Source organism: Enterococcus sp. 12F9_DIV0723 (genome assembly GCF_002174375.1).
Taxonomy (GTDB): domain Bacteria; phylum Bacillota; class Bacilli; order Lactobacillales; family Enterococcaceae; genus Enterococcus_A; species Enterococcus_A gilvus.
On record NZ_NIBK01000001.1, the window covers coordinates 526,096 to 549,290 of the forward strand.

At 47.0% G+C, this 23,195-nt stretch carries 21 protein-coding genes; 18 read left to right on the forward strand and 3 right to left on the reverse strand.

The genetic code is table 11. From position 1 onward, the window contains the following. Nucleotides 1-76 precede the first annotated feature (76 nt). Nucleotides 77-583: a DNA-3-methyladenine glycosylase I gene (locus tag A5868_RS02685; protein ID WP_010781865.1), complete on the forward strand. Its 507-nt coding sequence runs from the start codon at nt 77-79 to the stop codon at nt 581-583. 58 nt (nt 584-641) lie between these two features. Here the strand turns inward: A5868_RS02685 and A5868_RS02690 are convergent, their stop codons facing one another. Beyond that, complete coding sequence (locus A5868_RS02690; protein ID WP_010781864.1) at nt 642-1,415, reverse strand: DeoR/GlpR family DNA-binding transcription regulator; 774 nt, start codon at nt 1,413-1,415, stop codon at nt 642-644. Between the two features lie 372 nt (nt 1,416-1,787). Here A5868_RS02690 and A5868_RS02695 point away from each other — a divergent pair, with 372 nt between their 5' ends. The 12 genes from A5868_RS02695 (at nt 1,788) to A5868_RS02750 (ending at nt 13,535) form a co-directional block, all read left to right on the forward strand. After that, nucleotides 1,788-2,861: an alcohol dehydrogenase catalytic domain-containing protein gene (locus tag A5868_RS02695; RefSeq protein WP_086306136.1), complete on the forward strand. Its 1,074-nt coding sequence runs from the start codon at nt 1,788-1,790 to the stop codon at nt 2,859-2,861. Between the two features lie 28 nt (nt 2,862-2,889). Next, nucleotides 2,890-3,321: a PTS sugar transporter subunit IIA gene (locus tag A5868_RS02700; RefSeq protein ID WP_010781862.1), complete on the forward strand. Its 432-nt coding sequence runs from the start codon at nt 2,890-2,892 to the stop codon at nt 3,319-3,321. A gap of 38 nt (nt 3,322-3,359) precedes the next feature. After that, entirely contained in the window at nt 3,360-3,833 is a 474-nt protein-coding gene (locus A5868_RS02705) for a PTS sugar transporter subunit IIB (RefSeq protein WP_010781861.1), read from the forward strand. Between the two features lie 26 nt (nt 3,834-3,859). Then, nucleotides 3,860-4,627, forward strand: a complete 768-nt coding sequence (locus A5868_RS02710) for a PTS mannose/fructose/sorbose/N-acetylgalactosamine transporter subunit IIC (protein WP_010781860.1) — start codon at nt 3,860-3,862, stop codon at nt 4,625-4,627. Next, the gene (locus A5868_RS02715) at nt 4,627-5,484 is read left to right on the forward strand and encodes a PTS system mannose/fructose/sorbose family transporter subunit IID (RefSeq protein WP_010781859.1); all 858 of its coding nucleotides are present in this window, start codon (nt 4,627-4,629) and stop codon (nt 5,482-5,484) included. Before A5868_RS02710 ends, A5868_RS02715 begins: the two co-directional genes overlap by 1 nt. A gap of 83 nt (nt 5,485-5,567) precedes the next feature. Then, nucleotides 5,568-6,626, forward strand: a complete 1,059-nt coding sequence (locus tag A5868_RS02720) for a zinc-dependent alcohol dehydrogenase (RefSeq protein ID WP_086306137.1) — start codon at nt 5,568-5,570, stop codon at nt 6,624-6,626. Further along, entirely contained in the window at nt 6,620-7,492 is an 873-nt protein-coding gene (locus A5868_RS02725; RefSeq protein WP_086306138.1) for a class II fructose-bisphosphate aldolase, read from the forward strand. Before A5868_RS02720 ends, A5868_RS02725 begins: the two co-directional genes overlap by 7 nt. A 287-nt stretch (nt 7,493-7,779) precedes the next feature. Beyond that, nucleotides 7,780-8,439: an endonuclease III domain-containing protein gene (locus A5868_RS02730; protein ID WP_086306139.1), complete on the forward strand. Its 660-nt coding sequence runs from the start codon at nt 7,780-7,782 to the stop codon at nt 8,437-8,439. Between the two features lie 105 nt (nt 8,440-8,544). Beyond that, a complete protein-coding gene (map, locus tag A5868_RS02735) occupies nt 8,545-9,297 on the forward strand; it encodes a type I methionyl aminopeptidase (RefSeq protein ID WP_086306140.1) in 753 nt (250 codons plus the stop codon). 223 nt (nt 9,298-9,520) lie between these two features. Beyond that, nucleotides 9,521-10,510: a hypothetical protein gene (locus A5868_RS02740; protein ID WP_086306141.1), complete on the forward strand. Its 990-nt coding sequence runs from the start codon at nt 9,521-9,523 to the stop codon at nt 10,508-10,510. 164 nt (nt 10,511-10,674) lie between these two features. Then, nucleotides 10,675-12,447, forward strand: a complete 1,773-nt coding sequence (locus A5868_RS02745) for an oleate hydratase (protein WP_086306142.1) — start codon at nt 10,675-10,677, stop codon at nt 12,445-12,447. Nucleotides 12,448-12,563: 116 nt separating this feature from the next. Beyond that, nucleotides 12,564-13,535: a diaminopimelate dehydrogenase gene (locus A5868_RS02750; RefSeq protein ID WP_086306143.1), complete on the forward strand. Its 972-nt coding sequence runs from the start codon at nt 12,564-12,566 to the stop codon at nt 13,533-13,535. 46 nt (nt 13,536-13,581) lie between these two features. Here A5868_RS02750 and A5868_RS02755 read toward each other — a convergent pair whose 3' ends face one another. Continuing rightward, complete coding sequence (locus A5868_RS02755) at nt 13,582-14,841, reverse strand: sensor histidine kinase (protein WP_086306144.1); 1,260 nt, start codon at nt 14,839-14,841, stop codon at nt 13,582-13,584. Between the two features lie 8 nt (nt 14,842-14,849). Then, complete coding sequence (locus A5868_RS02760) at nt 14,850-15,545, reverse strand: LytR/AlgR family response regulator transcription factor (protein ID WP_086306145.1); 696 nt, start codon at nt 15,543-15,545, stop codon at nt 14,850-14,852. A 152-nt stretch (nt 15,546-15,697) separates the two neighbouring features. Between A5868_RS02760 and A5868_RS02765 the strand changes: the two genes are divergently transcribed. The 5 genes from A5868_RS02765 to bglX all read left to right on the forward strand — a co-directional run bounded on the left by A5868_RS02765 (nt 15,698) and on the right by bglX (nt 23,114). After that, nucleotides 15,698-16,459, forward strand: coding sequence for an ABC transporter ATP-binding protein (locus tag A5868_RS02765; protein ID WP_086306146.1), 762 nt, complete (start codon nt 15,698-15,700; stop codon nt 16,457-16,459). Next, nucleotides 16,440-18,536, forward strand: a complete 2,097-nt coding sequence (locus tag A5868_RS02770; RefSeq protein ID WP_086306147.1) for an ABC transporter permease — start codon at nt 16,440-16,442, stop codon at nt 18,534-18,536. Before A5868_RS02765 ends, A5868_RS02770 begins: the two co-directional genes overlap by 20 nt. A 151-nt stretch (nt 18,537-18,687) precedes the next feature. Beyond that, nucleotides 18,688-19,521, forward strand: a complete 834-nt coding sequence (locus A5868_RS02775) for an AraC family transcriptional regulator (protein ID WP_010781844.1) — start codon at nt 18,688-18,690, stop codon at nt 19,519-19,521. Between the two features lie 96 nt (nt 19,522-19,617). After that, on the forward strand, nt 19,618-20,895 hold the full coding sequence (locus A5868_RS02780; protein ID WP_086306148.1) for a PTS sugar transporter subunit IIC: 1,278 nt from the start codon (nt 19,618-19,620) through the stop codon (nt 20,893-20,895). Beyond that, nucleotides 20,895-23,114, forward strand: a complete 2,220-nt coding sequence (gene bglX, locus A5868_RS02785) for a beta-glucosidase BglX (RefSeq protein WP_086306149.1) — start codon at nt 20,895-20,897, stop codon at nt 23,112-23,114. The genes A5868_RS02780 and bglX overlap by 1 nt, the downstream gene beginning before the upstream one ends. Nucleotides 23,115-23,195 lie beyond the last annotated feature (81 nt).

Here is a 23,195-nt window from a genome sequence, read left to right on the forward strand (position 1 = left end):
GGTCAGAAAAAAATCCAACGTGGTCCTGTGAAAGGCGTGTCGTTTCGCAGGATCAAAAAGCAGGAGGTGCAGAGGAATGAAAAAATCGCAATGGTACAGTGATCAGTGGGGAAAGCCGACACATGACGATCGCTTGCTGTTTTTATTGCTGACGGTGGGGGTTTTTCAAGCAGGGTTAAGCTGGCAAGCTGCCGCAGGCAAACGAACGGTGTTTGAACGGAATTTTTGCGGCATGGATTTTCGCAAAGTTGCGGCTTTTTTCCCAGAAGATGTCGAGCAGATCGCCAAGGACCCTGAGATGATCCGCAATCATCGAAAGATCAAGGCAGTGGTGCAAAACGCACGTGCGATCGTAGGGCTCTTAGACGATTACGACAGCTTCGCAGCGTATCTGTGGGATTTTGTCGGCGGTGTGCCCATCCTTCATACGTATGAAATGTCTGATGAGGTTCCGAATACCTTGCCGGAGGCGACAGTGATCGCGAAAGACATGAAAAAAAGAGGCTTCACCTTCGTCGGCCCCGTAGTCACCTGCATGTTCCTAAAAGCGGCGGGGATCATCCAAGACCAAGTCATGGCGTAAAAAATAGAAAGTACCGTTTATGTTGTAGTCTCTCCCTACAGCATAGACGGTACTTTTTTTAAATACTTTCGATGCGTTTGATGCCATTTTTGTACATTTCATCCATCAGCTTCTTATCGGTCTGATCGTCGGTGATCAGCAAGTCGATCTGGTCAAGCGGCAGGAAGGTGTACAGGGCACGGCGCCCGATCTTTGTATGATCGGTCACGACGATCTTTTTTGCGGAGGCATCGATCATGTTTTTCTTCGTGGTGATCAGCAGCTCATTAAAATGCGTCAAGCCCTTTTCGACATTGAGGGCAGGCGTGGCAATGAAGACCTTATCGACACTTAGCTGTTTAAGGGAGTCATTGGCAATTTGTCCGTTCAACATAAAGCTGTCATGGAAAAGGGTCCCGCCGGTAACGATGGTGGTGATGTTTCGATTGGAGCGCAAGACAGAGGCGATGTTGACATCGTTGGTGATGATCGTAATGTCTTGCAGTTGGGGCATCTCATTTAGAGTTCGTGCGATCTGTAGAGTCGTCGTCCCCGAATCTAAGATGATGGCTTCCCCGCTATTGATGTAATTCGTGGCGTACTTTCCGATACGGGTCTTCTCCAACATATTTTCAGTGGCACGATCTTCAAAGGCGGGTTCGTCCTGTTTGATGCTTGCGGGAACGACGCCGCCGTGAATCCTGACGACTGAGCCTTGCGCTTCAAGTTCATCAAGATCTCTGCGGATCGTCGTCTCATGCACTTTAAAAAGTTCAGACAATTGGGATACAGAGATAAATTGCTTCTTCTCAATGGTTTCCAGTAATTTTATTCGACGCTCTCCTGTTAGCATTTTTCTTCATCCTCTCGCTTTCACAGTAACAATTGTTACTTGAGAAAGGCGTTTTCATCCCCTAGTCTATGGAAAATAATGGAAAGTGTCAATATATAAAGCCTCTAAACGTGCAAAAACGAGCTTTTATGAGTGTCTCTATTCTGATAATCATTTAAGGAGACGAGCGGGGTACTAAAAGCGTTAAAGTAGTCTAATCAACCAGAAGCGTGTTTTTTTATATCAAGAAAAAGATTGACGAGTCAAATAATCGAAGGCTTTCGCCATGATATTTTAAAAATAAAGCGTTTACAAAACGTTACATTCGATGATATACTCGTTTACGAGCAATAAAGAGTTTTAATGAGCGCTCGAAAACGAGGAGGAAGATGAATGGGACAGTCGGTTGAATCAACAGTTTTTAGTCTGGTTGAGCCAGGAGTAATTAAAGAAGTAACTAAAACGCGAGCCCTTCCAGAGGGTTGGGTAGCGGTAGAACCAACATATGCAAGTATCTGCCATGCAGATCTAAGATATTTCGCAGGGCTGCGTCGTCCAGAGGCGTTAGCGAAGAAATTACCGATGGCGCTGCTGCACGAAGGAATCGGCGTCGTGACAGACAGCCAATCGGAAAAATTCTCCGTGGGGGATCGGGTCGTTGTTGTACCGAATATCCCTGGTCAGATCCTGCATCCAGAGATCGACCAGAAGCCGGATGTGCCGGTGAATTATTCAAAAGGGAACGCCTTTTTAGGAAGCGGTTACGATGGCATGGCGCAAAGTCGTCTGGTCCACCCAGAAGAATGTCTGGTCCGGATTCCAGAGGAGATTCCTAATGAGATCGCCGTGTTAGCGGAACTTTCGTCTGTTTCTCATCATGCGATCAGTCATGTTGAAGACAAATTGAAAAAAGCCGATACACGAGTGGCACTTTTTGGAGATGGCCCTGTCGGCTACTTTACGGCAGTGATGCTGAAATACTTATATGGAGTAGACGCGGAGCGCTTTGTTGTCTTTGGTGCCGCAGATGATAAGCTCGCCAATTTTGATTTCGCGCGAACAGAAAATGTTTTGACTTACGATTTTGAACATTCAACAGAGAAATTTGATGTTTTGATCGAATGTACTGGCGGAAAATTCAGCGAAAGTGCATTGAACCAGGCGATCGAGATCGCGGATTCGTTAGCAGACATCATTTTCATGGGTGTTACAGAAGAATTAGTTCCGATCGACACACGGGATATTTTGGAAAAGGGCATCACGGCTCACGGAAGCAGCCGGTCCTCAACGCGTGATTTTGAAGCAGTCGTTGAAGGCATGAAAAAACCTGAGTACCGAGCAGCGTTGAGTAAAATCTTGCCTGAGCAGATCGTTGAGATCTCGGCAGGCGAAGACTTTAGAAAAATGATGGCGAAGTTTGTTGAGAACCCAGGCTGGAACAAAACAGTAATGCACTTTAATTGGTAACAGAGACGAGAAAAGAGAGGTGTCGTAGATGACAGGAATATTGATCGTTACTCATGGCGAGATGGCGACAGGGATCATGGATAGCTTGAGCCTGATCATGGGCGAACAGGAGCAATACCAGACATTGGGTCTGAAGCACGGCGATGACATTGTAGAATTCAGTGAAAAGATCCAAGCAGGGATCTGTGCACTGGATAAAGGAGACGGGGTATTGGTGCTGGTCGATTTGTTTTCAGCAAGTCCTTACAACCAAGCGGCCCTTTGCTTCAATAAGTTGAAGGACCACCGCTACCGTTTGATTTCTGGCGTGAATCTGCCAATGATCATCGAATCCTTCAATCAGCGGATGATCGGTGCGGATCTGGACACGATGTATCAAGCAGCGATGACCGCAGGCAAGGATGGGATCAAAGAATTTTTAGAGGAAATGGCGAAGCTGGAGAATAAAGCGAATCTATAAAAAATAGACCCTATAAAAAGAAGAATGGATGTGTAGAAATGGGAGAAATCGTATTAGCAAGAATCGATGATCGTTTGATTCATGGGCAGGTAATGACAGCCTGGCTGCAATTTACCGGAGGAAACCACATCGTTATCGTGGATGACGCAACAGCAGGGGATGAGTTCACGAAGTCGATCATGTCAATGGCCGTACCAAACGGCATCAAGTTGTCGATTTTAGGTGTAGCAGACGGCGCGGAATTATTAGCCGCGATTCCAGACGGCCACCGCATCATTGTTTTGGCGAAAGAGCCGCAAACGTACTTGCAGCTGATCGAAAAGGGCGTGACCTTCGATGAGATCATCATTGGCGGCATGGGTGCACGGAAAGACCGCAAGACGTTCCACAAAAATATCTCGGCTTCTGAAGAAGAAAAGGAAACCTTCCGAGGAATCATCTCGCACGGCGTAAAAATGAAGATTCATGTTATTCCTGACCAAGGGTCACAAGCAATTGAAGGATTGCTATAAAATAATTTCATAAAGGAAGTGGAGAAATGAAAATTAGTCTTATCCAAGCAATTTTAATCGGTGTCGTTTATTATCTTGGAATCAATGGGACCCCCTGGCTGTCATTGGTGGGGACCCATGGATGGATGCGTCCATTAGTCAATGGGACGGTGGTAGGGTTGATCTTGGGTGACCCCGTTCAAGGATGTATCATCGGGGCAGCGATCAACTTGCCGTATCTAGCCTTTATCTCAGCCGGCGGGACTGTAGCGATGGACCCGGCACTTGCAGGGACATTGGGCACGGCGTTGGCAATGGCGGCAAAAGTTGAACCGGCTGTTGCTGTGACATTGGCTGTACCGATCGGATTATTAGGGACACTGATCTGGGTAGCGCATATGACGGTAGATATTACGTTCGTCCATATGGCGGATAAAGCAGCTGAAGAAGGAAAAATCGATCGGATCAACTGGCTTCACATCGTTCCACCGCAATTATTTTTACTATTGATCACTGTTGTACCGGTTGCACTGGCGGCTTATCTAGGCGCGGATGCAGTAGAGGGAATCGTAGACGCGTTGAGCGGTCGTCCGTTGGATGTTCTTTCAGCGATTGGCGGGATTCTGCCAGCGTTAGGGATCGCGATGAACTTACGTGCCATGAATGGCAAGGGAACGCTGTTGTTCTTTACCTTTGGCTTTATGCTGGCTATCTACTCTGGCTTGCCATCTGTGCCGATCGCTGTATTCGCAGGGATCATCGGGTATGTCTTCACGGAATTGTATTTGAAAGATAAAAATGGAGGGCTGGTGTAATGGATCAGACTGCAGAAGTAAAAAAAGAAAAGCTATTAACGAAAAAAGACGTTGTGAAAGCCTTCTGGCGTTGGACCTTCTTTTCTCACGCCAACTATAACTATGAGCGTCTGCAAGCGACAGGTGTCGTCCATGCCTTCAGTCCGATCTTAAAAAAATTGTACGGCAAAGACGAAGATGAGATGAAATCTGCATTGGAACGCCACATGCAGTTCTTCAACACAGAGCCTTCCTTTGGCGGTCCGATCTTAGCAATGACGATCGCGATGGAAGAAGAACGGGCGCTTGGTGCGGACATCAATGACCAAACCATCAACGGCTTGAAAACGGGGTTGATGGGACCGTTAGCCGGAATTGGCGATACGTTATGGCAAGGAACCTTGATCCCGATCCTGCTGTCCTTCACGTTGCCATTTGGCGCGGACGGGAACATTTTTATGGGACCCGTGATGTTCTTCGCGCTTCACTGGATCATTATGACGGTCATCGCCTACTTCCTATGGATTCAAGGGTATGAGCAAGGGAAGGAAGGGATTCAAAAGATGATGGCAGGCGGCCGCTTGTCCTACATCATGACCTTCTCGCAAACCTTAGGGGCGATCGTGATCGGCTCGTTAGCAGCGAACTTCGTAAAAATCGCGACGCCATTAAGCATTCATTTGAGTGGGAAGGAAAACCTTTCGATCCAAACGGATGTACTGGATGCGCTGGTCAAGGGAATCTTGCCGCTGGGCGTGACCTTATTGACCTACTATTTATTGAAGCATAAAAAATACACACCAACCAAAGTATTAGTCATCCAAATCGTTGGCGGCGCGATCTTAGCCGCGATCGGCTTGATCGTAAACTCAATATAAGCTGGAAACGACGTTAGGAATATGATACACAGGTATCTAACGTCGTTTTTTCTGATGGCGGAAGAAGGAAAGGGCGAATAATTTTGAAAACAGCAGTGTTTTATGATGTGAAGAAATTGGTGGTGGAGGACACACCATTACCAGAGCTTCCAAAGGATAAACTATTAATGAAGATCGATACCTGTGCTATCTGTACTTGGGAGCAGCGGGTCTATACGGGTGTCAAAAAAGTGGACTATCCTTTTATCGGCGGCCACGAAATCGCAGGCGAGATCTTTCAAGTAGGAGAAGCTGTCGAGGGGGATTGGAAGGCTGGCGACAAAGTGGTCTTTGGCACAAATCTGGCGTGCGGTCATTGCTACTATTGCGGTGTCGGAGAAGAGCAAAATTGCCTGAATTTCGACCACAGCAAGCAACAGCCGGGCTTGCCTCACAAAGGAATGGGCGGCTTGTCTGAATATTTAGTCGTTGATCCGGCGAATATTTTCAGTTACCAGCACGTCCCGGCAGAAGAGGCGTCATTAACAGAGCCCCTGTCCTGTGTGCTCCACAGTGTCGAGACGGCAGAGGTTGATTTTGGGGATTACGTACTTGTCGTTGGTGCCGGGATCATGGGGATGCTCCATCTGCAATTGGCACAAAAAAGAGGGGCGATCGTGATCGTATCTGATCCAAATGAGGCGCGGCTGGAATTAGCGAAAACCTTGGGCGCTGCTCACGTGGTCAATCCCATCAAAGAAAACTTGACGGAGAAAGTCTTGGCTTATACGGAGAATCTGGGGGCGCAGATCATTTTTAACACCACGCCGATCTCAGGCTTGATCCCCGGGTTGCTGGAGAGTCTGTCGAACACGGGAACGATGATGCTCTATTCTTCCTATTATCCAGATGAGCCTGTGGGGATCACCTTCGACCATATCCATAAAACCGGTCAGCAGATCAAAGGAACAGCGAATTCCAACAAGCGGGACTTTATTCGTGCCGCTCGTATGATCAGTCACGGCGTTGTGGATGTGAAGCCCTTTATTACGAAGATCTATCCGCTGAGTGCGATCGAAGCGGCTTTTGAGGAAGCGGTAAATACGGAAGCATTTCGGATCGTGATCGACTTTGAAGAAGAAAGAGAGGGCAAAGGATGTTAGTGACAGTCAAAGAATTGTTGGCAGAAGCAGAGGAGCAGCAGCGGGCAGTCGGCGCCTTCAACGTTCCCAATCTGGAAGCGGTGCGGGGCGTGATCCAAGCCGCGGAGATGCTGAAGGTCCCGGTGATCCTTCAGCATGCAGAAGTGCATGAATCCCTCATTTCGATCGAAGAGATCGGCCCGGTGATGGTCCATTTCGCAAAAGAAGCGTCAGTTCCCGTGGCTGTACATCTGGATCACGGATCGAGTCTTGCCGAATGCATCAAGGCGATTCGTTTGGGCTTCACCTCGATCATGTACGATGCCTCGTTGAAGGACTACGAGACAAATGTAAAGGAATCGTCTGAACTCGTCCGTATCGCCCATAGCGTCAATGTGTCTGTCGAAGCAGAGCTGGGGGAGATGACGAATTCGACCGTGGGTAGCGGAGAAGGGCGCGCGTCAGAAGAAGGCGCGATCGGCAACCAAGACCTGTTCACCAACCCGCAGCAGGCCCAAGACTTTGTTGAAGCGACAGGCGTGGATAGCTTGGCGATCTCCTTCGGCACCGTCCACGGAAAATATTTCGCAGAACCGAATCTAGATTTTGACCGCATCGCGGCGATCCGTGCAACAACTGGGAATCGCCCTCTGGTCATGCATGGCGGTTCAGGTGTGTCTGAGGAAGATTACAAACAGGCGATCGCTGCCGGTATTCGCAAGATCAATTATTATACCTATATGAATCTTGCTGCTGGTCAAGCGCTGCAACGGGCGATCGAGGAGCAGCCGAAAGAAGAACTCTTTTTTGATGAATTTTCTTTGGCTGCCACTGCCGCGATCAAAGAAAATGTAGCCAAGGCCTTACGAATATTCAACCGTTTATAAGCGATGTAACTCCGACTGTTGGAGAGGACAGTCGGAGTTTTTTTGCTTGCTAGAGAGAATTTCTTAAGAATTCTGCGGGACAGTAAAAAAGCTGTCCTCTCTTTTTTTATTTTTTCAAGGAGAAAATGACGGGTCTTTTTGTCATTCAAACGAGCGATTTTTGTTATTCTTTCGCCGCAAATAGCCCCCGTCATTTGCGATAGTTCTACTTTCCATCATAAATTGTTACTATAATATAGAAAGAATAAAGAAAGAAGCACCATCTGAAGAGAATGTGAGGGGAAAAAATGATCACCAATATCGAGGAATTGTACGCGGCCTTTCGCCAAGTCATGGAAAATAAGCGCTGGTGGGACACGGACAACAAATGGGAGATCCTGCTAGGCGCGATCTTGGTCCAGAATACGAATTGGCGGAATGTGGATTACGCCTTGGTCAATCTAGAGGAAGCGACACAATTTTTACCAGAGAAAATTTTAGCGTTGGAGCTGGATGAGCTGCAGGATCTGATCCGACCAAGCGGCTTCTACAAGGGCAAGTCGGCGACGATCATGGGCGTACTGACTTGGTTGAAGGAGAATCACTTTGATTTGGAGGCGGTAGCTGGGAAGACGTTTTCGGAGCTGCGCAAAGAGCTGTTGGCGATCAAGGGGATCGGGGAAGAGACGGCAGATGCCTTGTTGGTGTACGTCTTCGATCATTCAACGTTCATCGCGGACAAGTACGCGCAGCGATTGTTTGAGAAGTTTGGCGTTGCTTTTTCCGGCTATAAGCAATTAAAACGGGCGGTCCTGTGGCCGTCCACGATGGACACGCTCAAAGCACAGAATCTCCATGGCTGGATCATCGAGTATGGACAGGCCTATTTGAAAACTGACGAACGCTGGCAGGCAGGACCTTTGAAAGAGTTTAAGCTAACGTTAAGCGAAACCGCCGATCCGAAGTAAAAAAGCGTCGATCCTTTTCTTCAAAAACAATTCGTGGTATAACTTTTCAAGTGTTATGATAGAAAGCGCAAGGCAATGAAATAAATCAGAATAAGAGGCAAACAGATGGTGACATTAAAATCCGCACGAGAAATCGAGCAAATGAAAGAATCAGGGGCTATTTTAGCCGGTATACATAAACAACTACGGGACATGATCGTTCCAGGGATCACAACCAAAGAGATCGATCAATTTGTCCAGAAAAAAGTCGAAGAAGCAGGCGCAGTGGCCGCTCAAATCGGCTTTGAAGGCTATGAATTCGCGACGTGTACAAGTGTGAATGACGAGATCTGTCACGGGTTTCCGTCAAATTATCGTTTGAAATCAGGCGATGTGCTGAAGGTCGATTTCTGTGTCGACTACCACGGTGCGATCTCTGATAGCTGCTGGACCTATGCAGTCGGCGAGATCACGCCCGAACATCAGGCTTTAATGGATGCAACGAAAGAAGCCTTGATGCTCGGTATCGCGCAAGCGCAGGTCGGCAATCGTGTAGGCGATATCGGTCATGCGATCCAAACGTATGCAGAAGGAAAAGGATACGGCGTCGTGCAAGATTTTCTTGCCCACGGCATTGGCCCAACGATCCACGAAGAGCCCTTCTTCCCGCATTTCGGAACAGCCGGTAAAGGCCCGCGCTTAAAAGAAGGCATGACGATCACGATCGAACCAATGATCACGACTGGAACATGGGAGGCTGGCATTGATGGAAATGGCTGGACAGCCCGCACGCTGGACGGCAGTTTTTGTGCCCAATACGAGCATTCCATCGCGATCACAAAGGATGGTCCAGTGATCATGACAGAACAAGACGCATAATGAATAAAAGGAGGATTCGGAGCATGTCCGATTCCTCCTTTTTTTGTTATTTTAAAACGACTCTTTTTTCTATTTTTTGCTCCTTTTTTCTTACAAACAAATTACCCAAAGCTTTTCACTTTTTTAAAAAATAAAAGTATTTAAAAAAGCGTTTACAAACGCGTTATCTTAAGCTTATCCTATAATTAGTTAAATGAACACGTAAGAGATGGAGGATGGGAACATGGATGTTAAAAAATTAGGCACGCGGCAGTTATTCTTGATGAAACGGGAATCGTTGGAGAAGAAGATCGAGACTTACTACGAACAATCCGACGACGCGGATTCTGTGATCGAGTATTTGGTCGCGGTCATGGTGAGAAATGCGCTGAATTTGACGGGAGCCTTTTCTTTTCTCTGCAAAGACCTGCTTCGAGACCTCGTTTTAACAGTCGAGCCGACAGACACCCTGCGCCTCTTTTTGCCCCTTTTCAAGGAATACTTTGAATCCAAAGAATGGGAAGGCTTGATCAAACAGTATTTTGGAAGCCCTTCCGAATATTTTGCCCAGACAGAATCGATCCGTTCCTTTAAAAATGCCTTTGAGAGACAGGGCAGTTTGGACCTTTACAGAGAAGGCCTCGTTTATGACATTCGTTCCCGTTTTGAAGATGCGGCGGGCAAGCGCCATCTGCTGACGATTCGCGACGTTGATCCTAACAAAGAGGAGACATTGGTGGCGGAAATTCTGGAAGTGTTGACCTTGTTAAGTATCTTTGAAGTAGACGGCGTCCGAAAATTCGTGGCATTGGTCGACTACAAAGGCGGTGGTCACGTGGAAACGACTTCCTACAAAGTGGGGAAAGCCAAACAAACAGAAGAGGATACTGTCGTTGAAGAAGCGCCTAAAAACACGAAGACTGAAAAACAGCCCGTCCTTGCTGCCGCCGCATCCCCATCGCCAAAAAAAGCCAATAAGCTGTCTTACGAAGAAGCTGCGGCGATCGTCGAGGCGGAGTATCCGCTGCCGGGAGAAGAAGCTTCGAGCACAGAAAGTCCGTCCCATAACGCCGTCGACCTGCCGCCAAAACCGAAGTCTTCTCATGTGCGTTTCGATAAGACCCCCGAGCAAGTAGAAGAAGAGCACCGACAGAAAAACCTCAAACGAAGACTGGATAAGCAGCAGGGGAAGAAAAAGGACAGCCGAACCAAGCGGAATAGGAAACGAAAATAACCACGTGAAGAGTCCGAAACATGACCGCAGAGCTGTGATAAACAAGCTGTTTTTTGACAGATTCATCGATTAGTCAAACTTTTCCAAGACGAGAAGGCGTCTTGTTTTCAATAAAATTTTCCGACTGGTATTCTGAATTTAGAATATAAGAAGGAGGAATCATCATGAGATATACGAATGGAAATTATGAAGCATTTGCAAGACCGAGAAAACCGGCTGGCGTAGACGAAAAGAGCGCCTATATCGTCGGAGCAGGATTAGCTGGGTTAGCGGCGTCTGTTTTTCTGATCAGAGATGGTCAAATGAAGGGCGAACGTATCCACATTTTTGAGGAACTGTCCTTATCTGGCGGTTCGCTGGATGGCACCTTCATTCCACACGACGGCTTTGTGACGCGAGGCGGCCGCGAGATGGAAAATCATTTTGAATGTTTATGGGACTTGTTCCGTTCCGTGCCATCATTGGAAGTGGAAGATGCGTCGGTCTTAGATGAATTTTATTGGTTGGACCATGATGATCCAAATTCATCCAATTGTCGGATCATCCATAACCGCGGCGAACGTGCGGCGGATGATGGCGACTTCACCTTATCGAAAAAGGCGCAAAAGGAATTGGTCGATTTGTTCATGACTTCTGAGGATCAATTGGTCGGCAAAAAGATCGAAGACGTCTTTGGCGAGGAATTCTTTGAATCGAACTTTTGGCTGTATTGGTGTTCGATGTTTGCCTTTGAGAAATGGCATTCTGCGATCGAGATGCGCCGCTACGTGATGCGCTTCATCCACCATATCAAAGGCTTGCCAGATTTCACGGCGTTGAAATTTACCCGCTACAACCAATACGAATCGTTAGTAAAACCGTTGTTGTCCTTCTTGAAGGAGCATGGCGTGGACTTCCAATATGAAACGAAGATCACCAACATCCAAGTCGATGCTGCGCCAGACAAAAAAGTGGCGAAGAAGATCCAGCTGACACGGGGAGGAAAAGCAGAAGAGATCACATTAACAGAAAATGACCTCGTCTTTGTGACGAACGGGTCCATCACAGAAAGTTCCACAGAAGGCGACCACCATACTCCGGCACCTATCACCCATGAGCTGGGGGGCAGTTGGAACCTGTGGAAGAACTTAGCGAAGCAATCGGATGAATTCGGGCACCCCGAGGTCTTTTGCGAGAACTTGCCGGATGAGAGCTGGTTTGTCTCTGCGACTGTGACATGGGAAAACTTTGACATCGAACCTTATATCTCTCGTTTGACGAAACGGAAACTACGGACGGGAAGCATCGTGACCGGCGGGATCATCACCATCAAGGACTCCAACTGGCTGATGAGCTTCGCGACCCATCGTCAACCGCATTTTAAAGAACAAACGGATCAGCAGACAGTTACTTGGGTGTACGGTCTCCTGTCCAACACACCGGGGAACTACATCAAGAAGCCGATCGAACAATGTACGGGTCAAGAGATCGTGCAGGAATTGATGTACCACTTAGGCGTTCCAGAAGACGACATCCAAGCCTTCTCTGAAAAATCCTGTGTGGTGGTTCCTGTCTATATGCCCTTCATCACCTCGTACTTCATGCTGCGTGAACCGGGGGATCGTCCGTTGGTCATTCCGAACGGTTCAGAAAATCTGGCCTTCATCGGGAACTTTGCCGAAACGGAACGGGACACGGTCTTTACTACGGAATATTCTGTGCGGACAGCGATGGAAGCCGTCTACAGCTTCTTAGATATTGAACGGGGAGTGCCTGAAGTCTTCGCCTCTGCTTACGACATTCGTACGCTGGCGAACTCCGTCTATTACCTAAGCGACCGCAAGAAGCTCTCTGAGATGGACCTGCCGTATGTAGAGAAAAAAGTATTGGGGCATTTCGTCAAGAAGATCGAAAACACGTATATCGGAGATGTGTTGAAGGACAATCATTTATTGTAAAAGGAACAACGCGTTCAGCGAACTTGCTGAGCGCGTTTTTTTGATGAAAAAAATCTCATTTTAAGTACGATTTTTATAGTATAATTCTCATACAAAGGAAAATAGGAGGAATCTAAATGATCAAAGTGGCGATTGTCGGATATGGAAATTTAGGCCGTGGCGTGGAACGGGCATTGCAGCAGAACGCGGACATGGAGTTAGTGGGGATCTATTCGAGAAGAGACCCCAGTACCGTACACACAGAGGGCGCACCTGCCTATGCCCTAGCGGAGCTGGAGCAGCAAAAGGGAAAGATCGATGTCTGTATCTTGTGCGGAGGATCAGCGACAGATCTGCCAGTGCAAACACCGTCGTTGACGAAAGACTTCAATACGATCGACAGCTTTGATACCCATGCTAAGATCCCAGAGCATTTTGCCAACGTCGATCAGGCGGCAAAGGAGAATCAAACGGTTTCGATCATTTCTACCGGCTGGGACCCCGGCTTATTCAGCTTGAACCGACTATACGCTGAAAGTATTTTACCAAAAGGCGAGACGTATACATTTTGGGGCAAGGGCGTCAGCCAAGGCCACTCGGATGCATTGAGAAGAATCAACGGTGTCGCCGATGCGATTCAATACACCATTCCGAAAAATGAAGTGATTGAACGCTTGAAGGCGGGGGAAACGCTGGAGCTGACGACAAGAGACAAGCATTTACGGGAGTGCTTCGTCGTTTTAGCAGACGGTGCGGAGGAAGCGGCAATCAAAGAAGAGATCGTGACGATGCCAAATTACTTCGATGAATACGACACGATCGTTCATTTTATTTCAGCAGAAGACTTGGCCCGCGACCATCACGCGATGCCTCATGGCGGAACGGTGCTGCGGACAGGCATCACTCATGAGCAGACCAAGCAGGTGATCGAATACAATCTGCAATTAGAAAGCAACCCTGAATTTACCGCCAGCGTCCTCGTTGCCTACGCCAGAGCGTGCGCCCGATTTGCGAAGGAAGAGCAATTTGGCGCGTTCACGGTCTTTGATATCCCGCCGAAGTATCTTTCTTCTGTGGAGGACGCGACACTGCGAAAAGAGTTGCTGTAATCAAAAGCGAAGCAAGCCGATCAAAAAACAGGCTGCTTCGCTTTTTTTAAATATTTCCGATCAAGACCACCAAGGAGAAGTGTTCCTCATCATAATGGATGTCCAATGTTCCATCATAGCTGTCAACGATCCCGCGAACGGACTGCAATCCGATCCCGTGTTCCTGCGGGGCGGCTTTGGTCGAAAAGAAGCGCGTCCCGCTCTTTTTTATTTTATGCTGCATCGTGTTCGTGATCTCGTAGCTGAAAAACCCATTGTAATACCTTGCCTTCAGAGTAAGCTCTTTTTTCGGCGCGCCTTTGGCAGCTTCGATCGCATTGTCTAAGGTGTTACCAAAAAGTGAACACAGGTCAATGTCATCGATCGTGATCAAGGTATCGATATCCACCTGCATCGTACACGTGATCCCCGCTTCCTGGATCACGTGATATTTAGCGTTCAGCACGGCATTGACGATGCTGTTCTTGCAAAAACGATGATTGGAAAGCGTGTGCTGTTGGGTGAGCGTCGCTAAATAGTTTTCAGCCTGTTCAGCCTGTTCCTCCCGCAGCAGATTTCGCATGACACCGAAATGATTGTTCATATCATGGTGGACTTTGCGGAGCTGTTTTTGAGTACTCTCCAATTCTTGATAATAGTCCTTTTGCAGTTGAAAGCTTTGGTTTTCCAATTGATAACGAAAGCTTTTTGCAAGATGCCCAGTCATATAGAGACTGCAGACGCTGGTCAAAAGACAGGCAAAAGCGGCTGGGTAGAATACGACTGTATTTTCTGGTGTAAAGAGAATGAAGCTGATCATCGCGACTAACGGTGTCAAACAAATCAAATCTAGGATCAGCCATAGTTTTTTTGAAATCTGTGTTTTCGCATAAGGAGTGGCATAACGGAAAAATTGGTACATCCCATACCAAATCAAGCCTCGCAATAAAAGGGCAGTCCCATGCAAAAAAAAGTCGAGCGCGAGGGTCTTCCCGCCAGCGAACCACAGTCTCAGCCCGATATCCTCCAATAAAAAATTAAGAGCTGCGATGAAGGGATACAGGGAGAGAACTAAAGAAATCTTGTGAAGCAGCAGCCCCTTTAAGGAGAGAAATAAAGCGATGGAGAAAAAGACGAACATGGCACTGATATTGACAGGGTCATTGGGATAGATAGGCAATGAGACCGCGACAAAGGCCACGAAAAATAGGAGCAGCTTAAAAAACAAATGGTCCTTGACGGGGATAAACGCAGCGATCAATCGGTAAAGAAAATACGTACCAGCGAATCCTGTGACTTGAGTGATGAGAAATTCAAGCAATTGCATCGGATCACCTACCCTAACATATTTTTAGCAAAATTCACTAGAAGCCCTTGTCGGTATTTGCGGCTGATGGGCAAGGTCTCCTGATTACAAGTGAGAGACGTTGCCGATACCTGATCGACATGGGCTAAATTGACGATGTACCGGCTGTGGATTCGGAGAAACGAATCCGGCAATGCTAGATCACTCAGCTTGCCATAAAAAGATTTTGGTCCGCTAGTAGTTGCAACAGTCACCAGCCGCCTGTCACTAGTGAAGTAATAGATGTCCTTCAAGGCGACTTTGGAGCGGTCGGCTTTATGTTCGATCATAAAATAGCGAGTGTCGGTTGCCTCCAGCTCTCCCAACGCTTTGTGGAGGACCTCGATGATTTTTTTCTCACCATAGGGCTTCAACAAATAATTCAACGCATGGACCTCGTAGCCTTCAAAGACAAAATCCGCAAAGGCCGTAACAAAAACGATCACCGCCCGCGGATTGCTTTTGCGCAGCCGTTTCGCTGTCTCGATGCCATCCAGCCGCTTCATTTCAATATCCAAAAATAAAAGGTCGACTGTTTCGATGCTTCCGCTGCTGAGAAATTCTTCCCCCGAAGAATATTCATGGAGCCGATAGTCGATGCCCTGGAGCTGCAATTCAGGCGCAATGATCCTCGTCAATGCTTTGCGCATCTCTTTTTCATCATCGCAGCAAACAACCTCTAACATTCAATGCTCCCCCTTTGTTTTTTTATCATTATAGCATTAAAAGATTGGCAAAAATGACACTAAAAGGGTCAAAATTTACATGATCGCCCCTAGGGAAAGTAAGGTATTTTTTTTAAAATAAAGCTATAGAGAAAATACAAGGGGGAGAAAAAATGTTAACAGTCGATCATCTTTATAAAAGTTTTCATACTGGCGGGGTCCAGTATGATGTATTGAAGGACGTTTCATTTACAGTCGATAAAAGTGAGTTTGTTGCGGTGATGGGACCGTCGGGAAGCGGTAAGACGACGCTGCTGAATTGCATCTCTTGTTTCATCCCCTACGAAAAAGGGGAGATTCGACTAGATGATACGCTCTTGGCGAAGCTTGACGAGGAGGCGATGGCGGAGGTTCGGAATAGGAAATTAGGGTTTGTCTTCCAAGATTTTATGCTGCTGGACGGCTTGACGATTTTTGAGAATGTCTGTGTTCCGAAGGTGATCACGCAGGCACCGTACCGACCGATGGAGCAAAAAGCCGCCAAGCTGTTAGAGCTGTTTGGGATCGACGCTATCGCGAACAAATACCCCGTAGAAATCTCCGGCGGACAAAAGCAGCGAACGGCAGTAGCAAGAGCACTGATGAATGACCCGTTGATCCTGTTAGCCGACGAGCCTACCGGGAATCTAGACAGCAAATCGCGAGACACCGTGATCGAGGCATTCATCGAAGCCAAACGGACGTTAGGTGCAACGATCTTTATGGTCACCCACGACACCTTCTCTGCCAGCTACTGCGACCGCGTCTTGGTGATGAAGGACGGCAACATTTTTACTGAATTGGTAAGAAAAGGCTCACGGCAGGAATTTTTTGACGAACTGCTCCACGTATTGAAGGAATTGGAGGAGGGCACCCATGAAGCTATCTCTGTCTGATCTACTAAAAAAGCTGCGGAAATACAACCAGCAGCAGTACCTGCAATTTACTTTTTGTATGACATTTTCGGTACTTTTGATCACCTCCTACGCGGTGATGCTCTACAGCACGATCGTTCAGCAGACCTTGCCCATCGGCGGTGACAGCCGCAAACAAGTGATGATGATCTTTGCGATCGCTCTTGCGGGATGTTTTATTTTTATCTTGTATGCCGCCAGCCTGTTTCTAAAATATAAAAGCAGAGAGACAGGGGTGTTTCTAGCCTTAGGTGCGAAGAAAAAATACTTGGCGCAAAAGCTGACAATCGAACTCATGCAATTGATGCTGGGCTGTATCGTCGCGGGCATCCTTCTTGGGATCGGACTGGCCTTTTTGATCTGGCAGATGTTCCAGCTTGTTTTGGCTCATTTAGGCGAGATGTCGTTAGGCGTATCCTTTACAGGTGTTGCCATCGGAGCAGCCTTTGGAGTCGTCTCCATGGCAGCGGTCTTGTTCCAGCTTTACCGTTTCGTTCAGCGAACGGATGTGATGGAGATTTTGTATCACGAGCATAAAAAGGAACCCTTGCGTGCGGTCACTACTGGCTATGGCATCTCGGGCGTCATTTTACTCATACTGGGTATCGTACTGGGGTTTGTAGTACGGATGGCCGTCTCTAATCAAGGCTTCCAGCTCCCTGCTGTATGGAATGCGACCTATCTGCTCTCGCTGATCGGCATCTACCGCATCATGACCTACAGGATCATGAAAAGCAAACGGGGGAGAAATCCGCAGAAATATTACAATGAACTGATCGGCTCGAATATGATGAAATTCCAAGGACGGCAGACCGTTCGTACGATGTGTATTCTTACCTTGCTGCTAACAGCCAGTCTCTTTGCCTGCTTTTATCCGCCTCAACTGGCAAGTGCGACCAACTCCCTGTTCAATAGTCCGGTGGATTACGAACTGCATTACAACTTTTCAGCGAACGAAGTCGATCAGCAGGACATCTACCGACTAGCCAAAAAACACCAAGTGAGCATCGAAGATTATCAAGAGCTCCTCTTTTCAGAGCTGATCGTCAGCGGCGTGGAACGTGATTGGACCGATGATGGAAAGCTGATCCAAGAATATAAGAAAGACCATCGTTTAGCTGATTTTATTGATGCTTCGACCTTCAACCAAGTGACTAAAAACACGCTCAAAATTCCTCGAGGACAGTATTATCGTGTGAAGGGACAAGAAGAAGCAGAGGGCTTTTTTGAAAAAGACAACGACATGGATCAAGTGACGCATCCAGTCACCAAAGAAGAACGTCCATTAAAATTCAAAGGAATCGTTCGCTATCAGCCGCTTGTCAATCAAGGCAGCCGCCGCTACGTGGTGAATGATGAGGATTTCCAGCAGCTCACGAAAAGCCTCACTCCGAAAAATCAAACGAAGCAGCTTCTTTTCAATGTAGCAGATTTGGAGGCGTCATACCCCTTTGCTCAAGAGCTTTACGAAACCTTCATAGAAAGAGCCTCACCTCAGATGGCCTTTTCAAACGAGTACGATGCTTATCAAGCTGAAAAAGCCAAGACAGCTAAGCAACCGTATAGTGCAGGGAAGCGAATGACTATTTCTGTAGAAAATCGGGATTTGATGGACTATTGGAAATACTACCCATCGATGAAGGTACTAGTAAAAAATACCTTTTTCCAAAATGTCGCCGTCTTCTTTTTAGTCTTTATTTTTGTCGCAATCATTTGCTTGGCCGCTGTCGGAGTGATCTCCTACACTCGCAGCCTGACGATCGGCTTGTCGAATCAACAATTGTTTGAAGATTTGAAACGTTTAGGCGCCAATAATGACTATATCCGAAAATGTGTCCTTAGCCAGTTGAACAAATTATTTATTCTACCGACCCTTTTAGGAGCGCTCCTGATCTATGGCTTTACCCTTTTGATGTTCAGTGCGAACGATGGTCAATTCACCAGCAATGAAGTCAACGCTTTGCTGCTGGACAGTCTGTTGATGGGCGCCGTCTTTCTTTATCAAGCGCTTGTGTATGCCCTCTCCTTCCGAAAAATCAAACGAATCCTTGCGATTTGACGGGACAAAGGGATTGAAATTCCTTTACATTCAATTAAAATAAGAGACTCAAGGAAAGACCAAGCGGTTCTTCCTTGAGTTTTTCTTTTGCATCATTTTAGCGGATTGGGTACGTTACAAGTAAGAAAATACAGAAAGCGAGGGTCCCTGTATGAAGTATGAAAAAATCTCTCCTACAGATAATTATTCCTATAAAATTTTTTCCTTCCATTCAAAATCATCGGATCGCCTGATCCCGCCGCATTGGCACGATAGTTTAGAGCTGCTTTTTTGTTTTTCTGGTGAATTAGAGGTCATTTTTGCTGGCGAGACCTATCACTTGAAGGCGCAGGAATTCATCATTATTAATTCCAATCACGTCCATTCGACGAGAAGCCCTGTTTTGGGCGAGTGTCTGGTGATTCAGCTGCCACTGGATTACGTACAGCAAGTGACAGAGGAGCAGTATTGGAAGAAGTTTCTATTTAAAGCTATTCCAGATCAGCATTATTCAGAAGCATTGGCGTGCCTGTTGTTCATTTATCAGCATTTTTCTTCTGAAGAGTTGGTGGCCCATCTCTCTGTTAAGGCCAAGGTGTACGAGCTCTTCGCGATTCTTTGCGAAAGTAATACATTTTCCAGTACGGGCATTTATGAGATCAAGTCCTTTAAGTATTTGGAAAAAATGAAAATGGTGAATCAGTATATCCAAGAGCATTATACCCAGAATCTGATGATCGAGGAGGTGGCGGCGATTTTTAACTACAATCCCTCCTATTTTTCGCGCTTCTACAAAAAATTTATGGGGATCACATTTACCGAATACCTCAATTCTGTCCGGTTAGATGCGGCATACAAAGAAATGCGTGATACAGATAAAACGATTCTGGAAATCGGGTTGAACAATGGCTTCGCTACCAACAAAACCTTTTACAATGTTTTCCGCAATAAGTTTGGGCTGTCGCCGCAAAAGTTTCGCAAGCAATTTCTTAAAAAAAGTAATTAAATTTCCACTTTGTCGTAAAAATGCGGAACGACTGAACGGACGGAAGGATTCTATAATGAAAGCGTTATAACAAACGTTTGATGAGGAGGAACAACTGTGAAAGAAAAAATAACCAATCTATTTAATAAAATGAATCCATGGTTTGATAAGTTGGGAGCGAATCCCTATCTGCAAGCTGTATCGGGTGCCATGATGGCCACCTTGGGTCCGCTCTTTATCGGTTCGATGTCGGTCTTGATCGTCGTCTTGATGGGGATGGTTCCTGCATTAGCCAAGCTGAATAAGCTGACTGAGCTGCTTACCAAAGTAAACACGATGACCCTTGGGGCATTAGCGGTGTATATCGCTGTGCTGATCGCCTATCATTTGGTGAAGAAATTGGATGAGGACGAAGACCCGATCTCGGCCTCTGTGATCTCATTGCTGAGCTTTCTGATCATTACTCCTTTAGGAAAAATGGCGGATGACTCAATGGGGATTCCAACAAACTGGCTAGGAGCGCAGGGCGTGTTCTCAGCGTTGATCGTCGGACTGGTCAGTGCCCGTCTGTACTTAGCGATCAAGCATCGCGGCTGGACGATCAAAATGCCCGCAGGGGTGCCGCCAATGGTGACTAAAACATTTGAAGCATTGATCCCGACGATTTTGATTGGCCTATTATTTGCACTTGTTGATTTATCCTTTAGTTTGACTTCGTTTGGCAGTATGCATCAATTTGTTTACAGCATCATCCAAGAACCGTTGAAGGGCGTCGGCGGCTCTATCGCGGCGATGATTTTATTGAGTCTCTTGCAACAAGTCTTGTGGTTTTTCGGTATCCACGGAACCAATGTCATTATGCCGTTAGTGACGCCTTTGTGGCTGGCGATGGACGTGGAAAACCTCAACGCTGTTCAGGCAGGTTTGACCCCGCCGAATATTGTTGGTCTTGCGTTTTTCAACATCATTACGTGGAGCGGACTAGGATTAGGGTTGGTCTTGCTGATGCTGCGGGCTAAAAGTAAGCAATACCGGCAAGTCGGGAAAATCTCTGTCGTTCCGGCCTTGTTTGGAATCACGGAGCCTGTGATTTTCGGGACACCGTTAGTCTTGAACTTTGACCTGGCCTTTCCCTTCATAACAAACAATACGATTGCCTTGATCCTCGCCTATGTATTGACCAAATTAGGGATCGTGGCGAAATTCATAGGGGTCCAAGCGATCTTTGGACTGCCGCTCGGATTCCACGCGGCGGTGGAGGGAAGTATCTCCATCATCTTATTGCAGCTGTTTATTCAATTAGTGCTGTCGCCAGTATTATGGTATCCGTGGTTCAAACGATTGGATCTGCGGACCTACAGAGAAGAGCAAGCGGCTGAAGGAGTGAAGAAGTAATGCAAGAAGCAAAATTGAAAACGTTGCTTGATTCATTGACATGGACTGAAAAAGTTGGTCAATTGGTTCAGCTATCCGGGGACTTTTTCCATAGTGAGGAATTGGCTGTGGGACCGAAGAAGAAGCTGGGGATCACGCAAGAAACGATTGACGTTGTCGGTTCCGTCTTGAACGTGACAGGCGCGGAAACAACACGAGACATTCAAGAAAAGTATTTAAAAAATAGCCGCCATCAGATTCCGTTGCTCTTCATGGCAGACATCATCTACGGGTATCGAACGATTTTTCCAATTCCATTGGGGCTAGGCGCGACGTGGAATCCGGCCCTCATCGAAGAGGCGTACGGGGTCATCGCACGGGAATCCCGTTCGGCAGGTGCCCACGTAACCTATGCGCCAATGGTCGACCTGGTTCGCGATGCACGCTGGGGGCGCTGCCTAGAGTCTACGGGAGAAGATCCGCAGTTGAACGCTGATTTCTCAGCAGCGATGGTGCGGGGCTTGCAGCAGGAATACGGTGGAGACTTCGAAGGGATCGCCTCATGTGTGAAGCATTTTGCTGCTTATGGCGCAGCTGAAGCGGGTCGTGAATACAATACGGTCGATATGAGTGAGCGCCGGTTGCGGCAGGAGTATCTGAGCGGGTACAAATCAGCCGTCGATGCTGGCGCAAAAATGGTCATGACCTCTTTCAATACCTATGATGGCGTGCCTGTAACAGGAAATGAATTTTTATTGAAGGAACTCTTGCGGGAAGAATGGGGCTTTGACGGTGTGATCATCTCTGATTACGCGGCAGTTCAAGAATTGATCGCCCACGGTGTGGCAAGAGACGAACGGGAAGCGACCTTGTTGGCGATGCAGGCTACAAATGATATTGACATGAAGACGGGCTGTTACGCCAATGAGTTAGCGCCTCTCGTCAAAGAGGGTGCTCTTGATCCTGGATTGGTAAATGATGCAGTGTGGCGCGTTCTAAAATTGAAAAATGATTTAGGCTTGTTTGAAGATCCTTACCGCGGCAGTACGGTCCAGAAAGAACAAGACACGTTATTGACTGAAGAAAATAGGGCATTAGCGCGGAAAGTTGCGCAGGAAGCCATCGTTTTATTGCAAAACAAAGAAGAGCTGCTTCCATTGACACCGAATAAAGAAACCATTTTATTAGTGGGTCCTTATGGTGATGAGCAGGACCTGATCGGTTTGTGGGCAGTCCACGGGAAAAGTACAGACGTGGTGTCGATCAAGGCAGCGCTGGAAAAGGAACTTACACAGGAGACATTCGCCTTCGAGAAAGGCTGTGACCTTTTAGCAGATTACCAATTTTTAGGTGAGTTTGGAGCAACGAAAGAGCAGATCCACTCATTAGGCATGACCGAAAGCGAGAAGGAAGCTGCTTTGAACAAAGCACTCGAAGCGGGCAGACAAGCAGATATCATTATTTATGCGATGGGCGAGCACACGATGCAAAGCGGAGAGGCTGGGAGCCGCACGGACATTTCTCTACCAGCAATCCAAAAAGAATTTATCGAAAAAATGACAGCGTTGGGCAAAAAGAATATTTTGGTTGCGATCAGCGGACGGCCATTGACCCTCACGAAGGAAGTTGAACAAATGGATGCGATCATTCAGGCTTGGTTCCCAGGAACAGAAGGCGGGAATGCATTAGTGGACATTCTCTTCGGAAAGGCCAATCCCTCCGGCAGATTAAGCATGGGCTTTCCAGAAAATGTCGGTCAATTGCCAATGTATTACAATGAATTCAAAACAGGCCGCCCTTTAAACAGCAGCACCCATCGCGGGCGGTTCGTTACGAAATATTTAGACAGTCCCAACTCACCGCTGTTCCCGTTTGGTTTTGGGTTGAGCTATGGAACGGTGAGCTATGAGGAATTAACCTTAAGCACCACTCAAATGACAGAAAAGCTGAGCGTTTCTATCAAGCTGAAGAACACTTCCGAGTATGAGCAGTTGGAAACAGTGCAGCTCTATGTTCAAGACGTTACAGGCTCTGTCGTTCGACCAGTCAAAGAATTAAAGGATTATCAAAAAGTAGCGTTGCGTCCAAAAGAAGAAAAAGTCGTCACGTTTACACTTCAACGCAGCGACCTTTACTACTATATGAAGGACATGCAGTTTGGCACCGAGGCTGGAGAGTTTCTCGTATTCGTTGGTAGAAATTCTGCCGACACAGTGCAAGCCGCCTTTGAATTGCTTTAAATGTGGAAAGACGATCACGCAGATGTGGTCGTCTTTTTTCGATTGCGAAAGGTAGAAAGGAAATACAAATCGCAGGTTTTC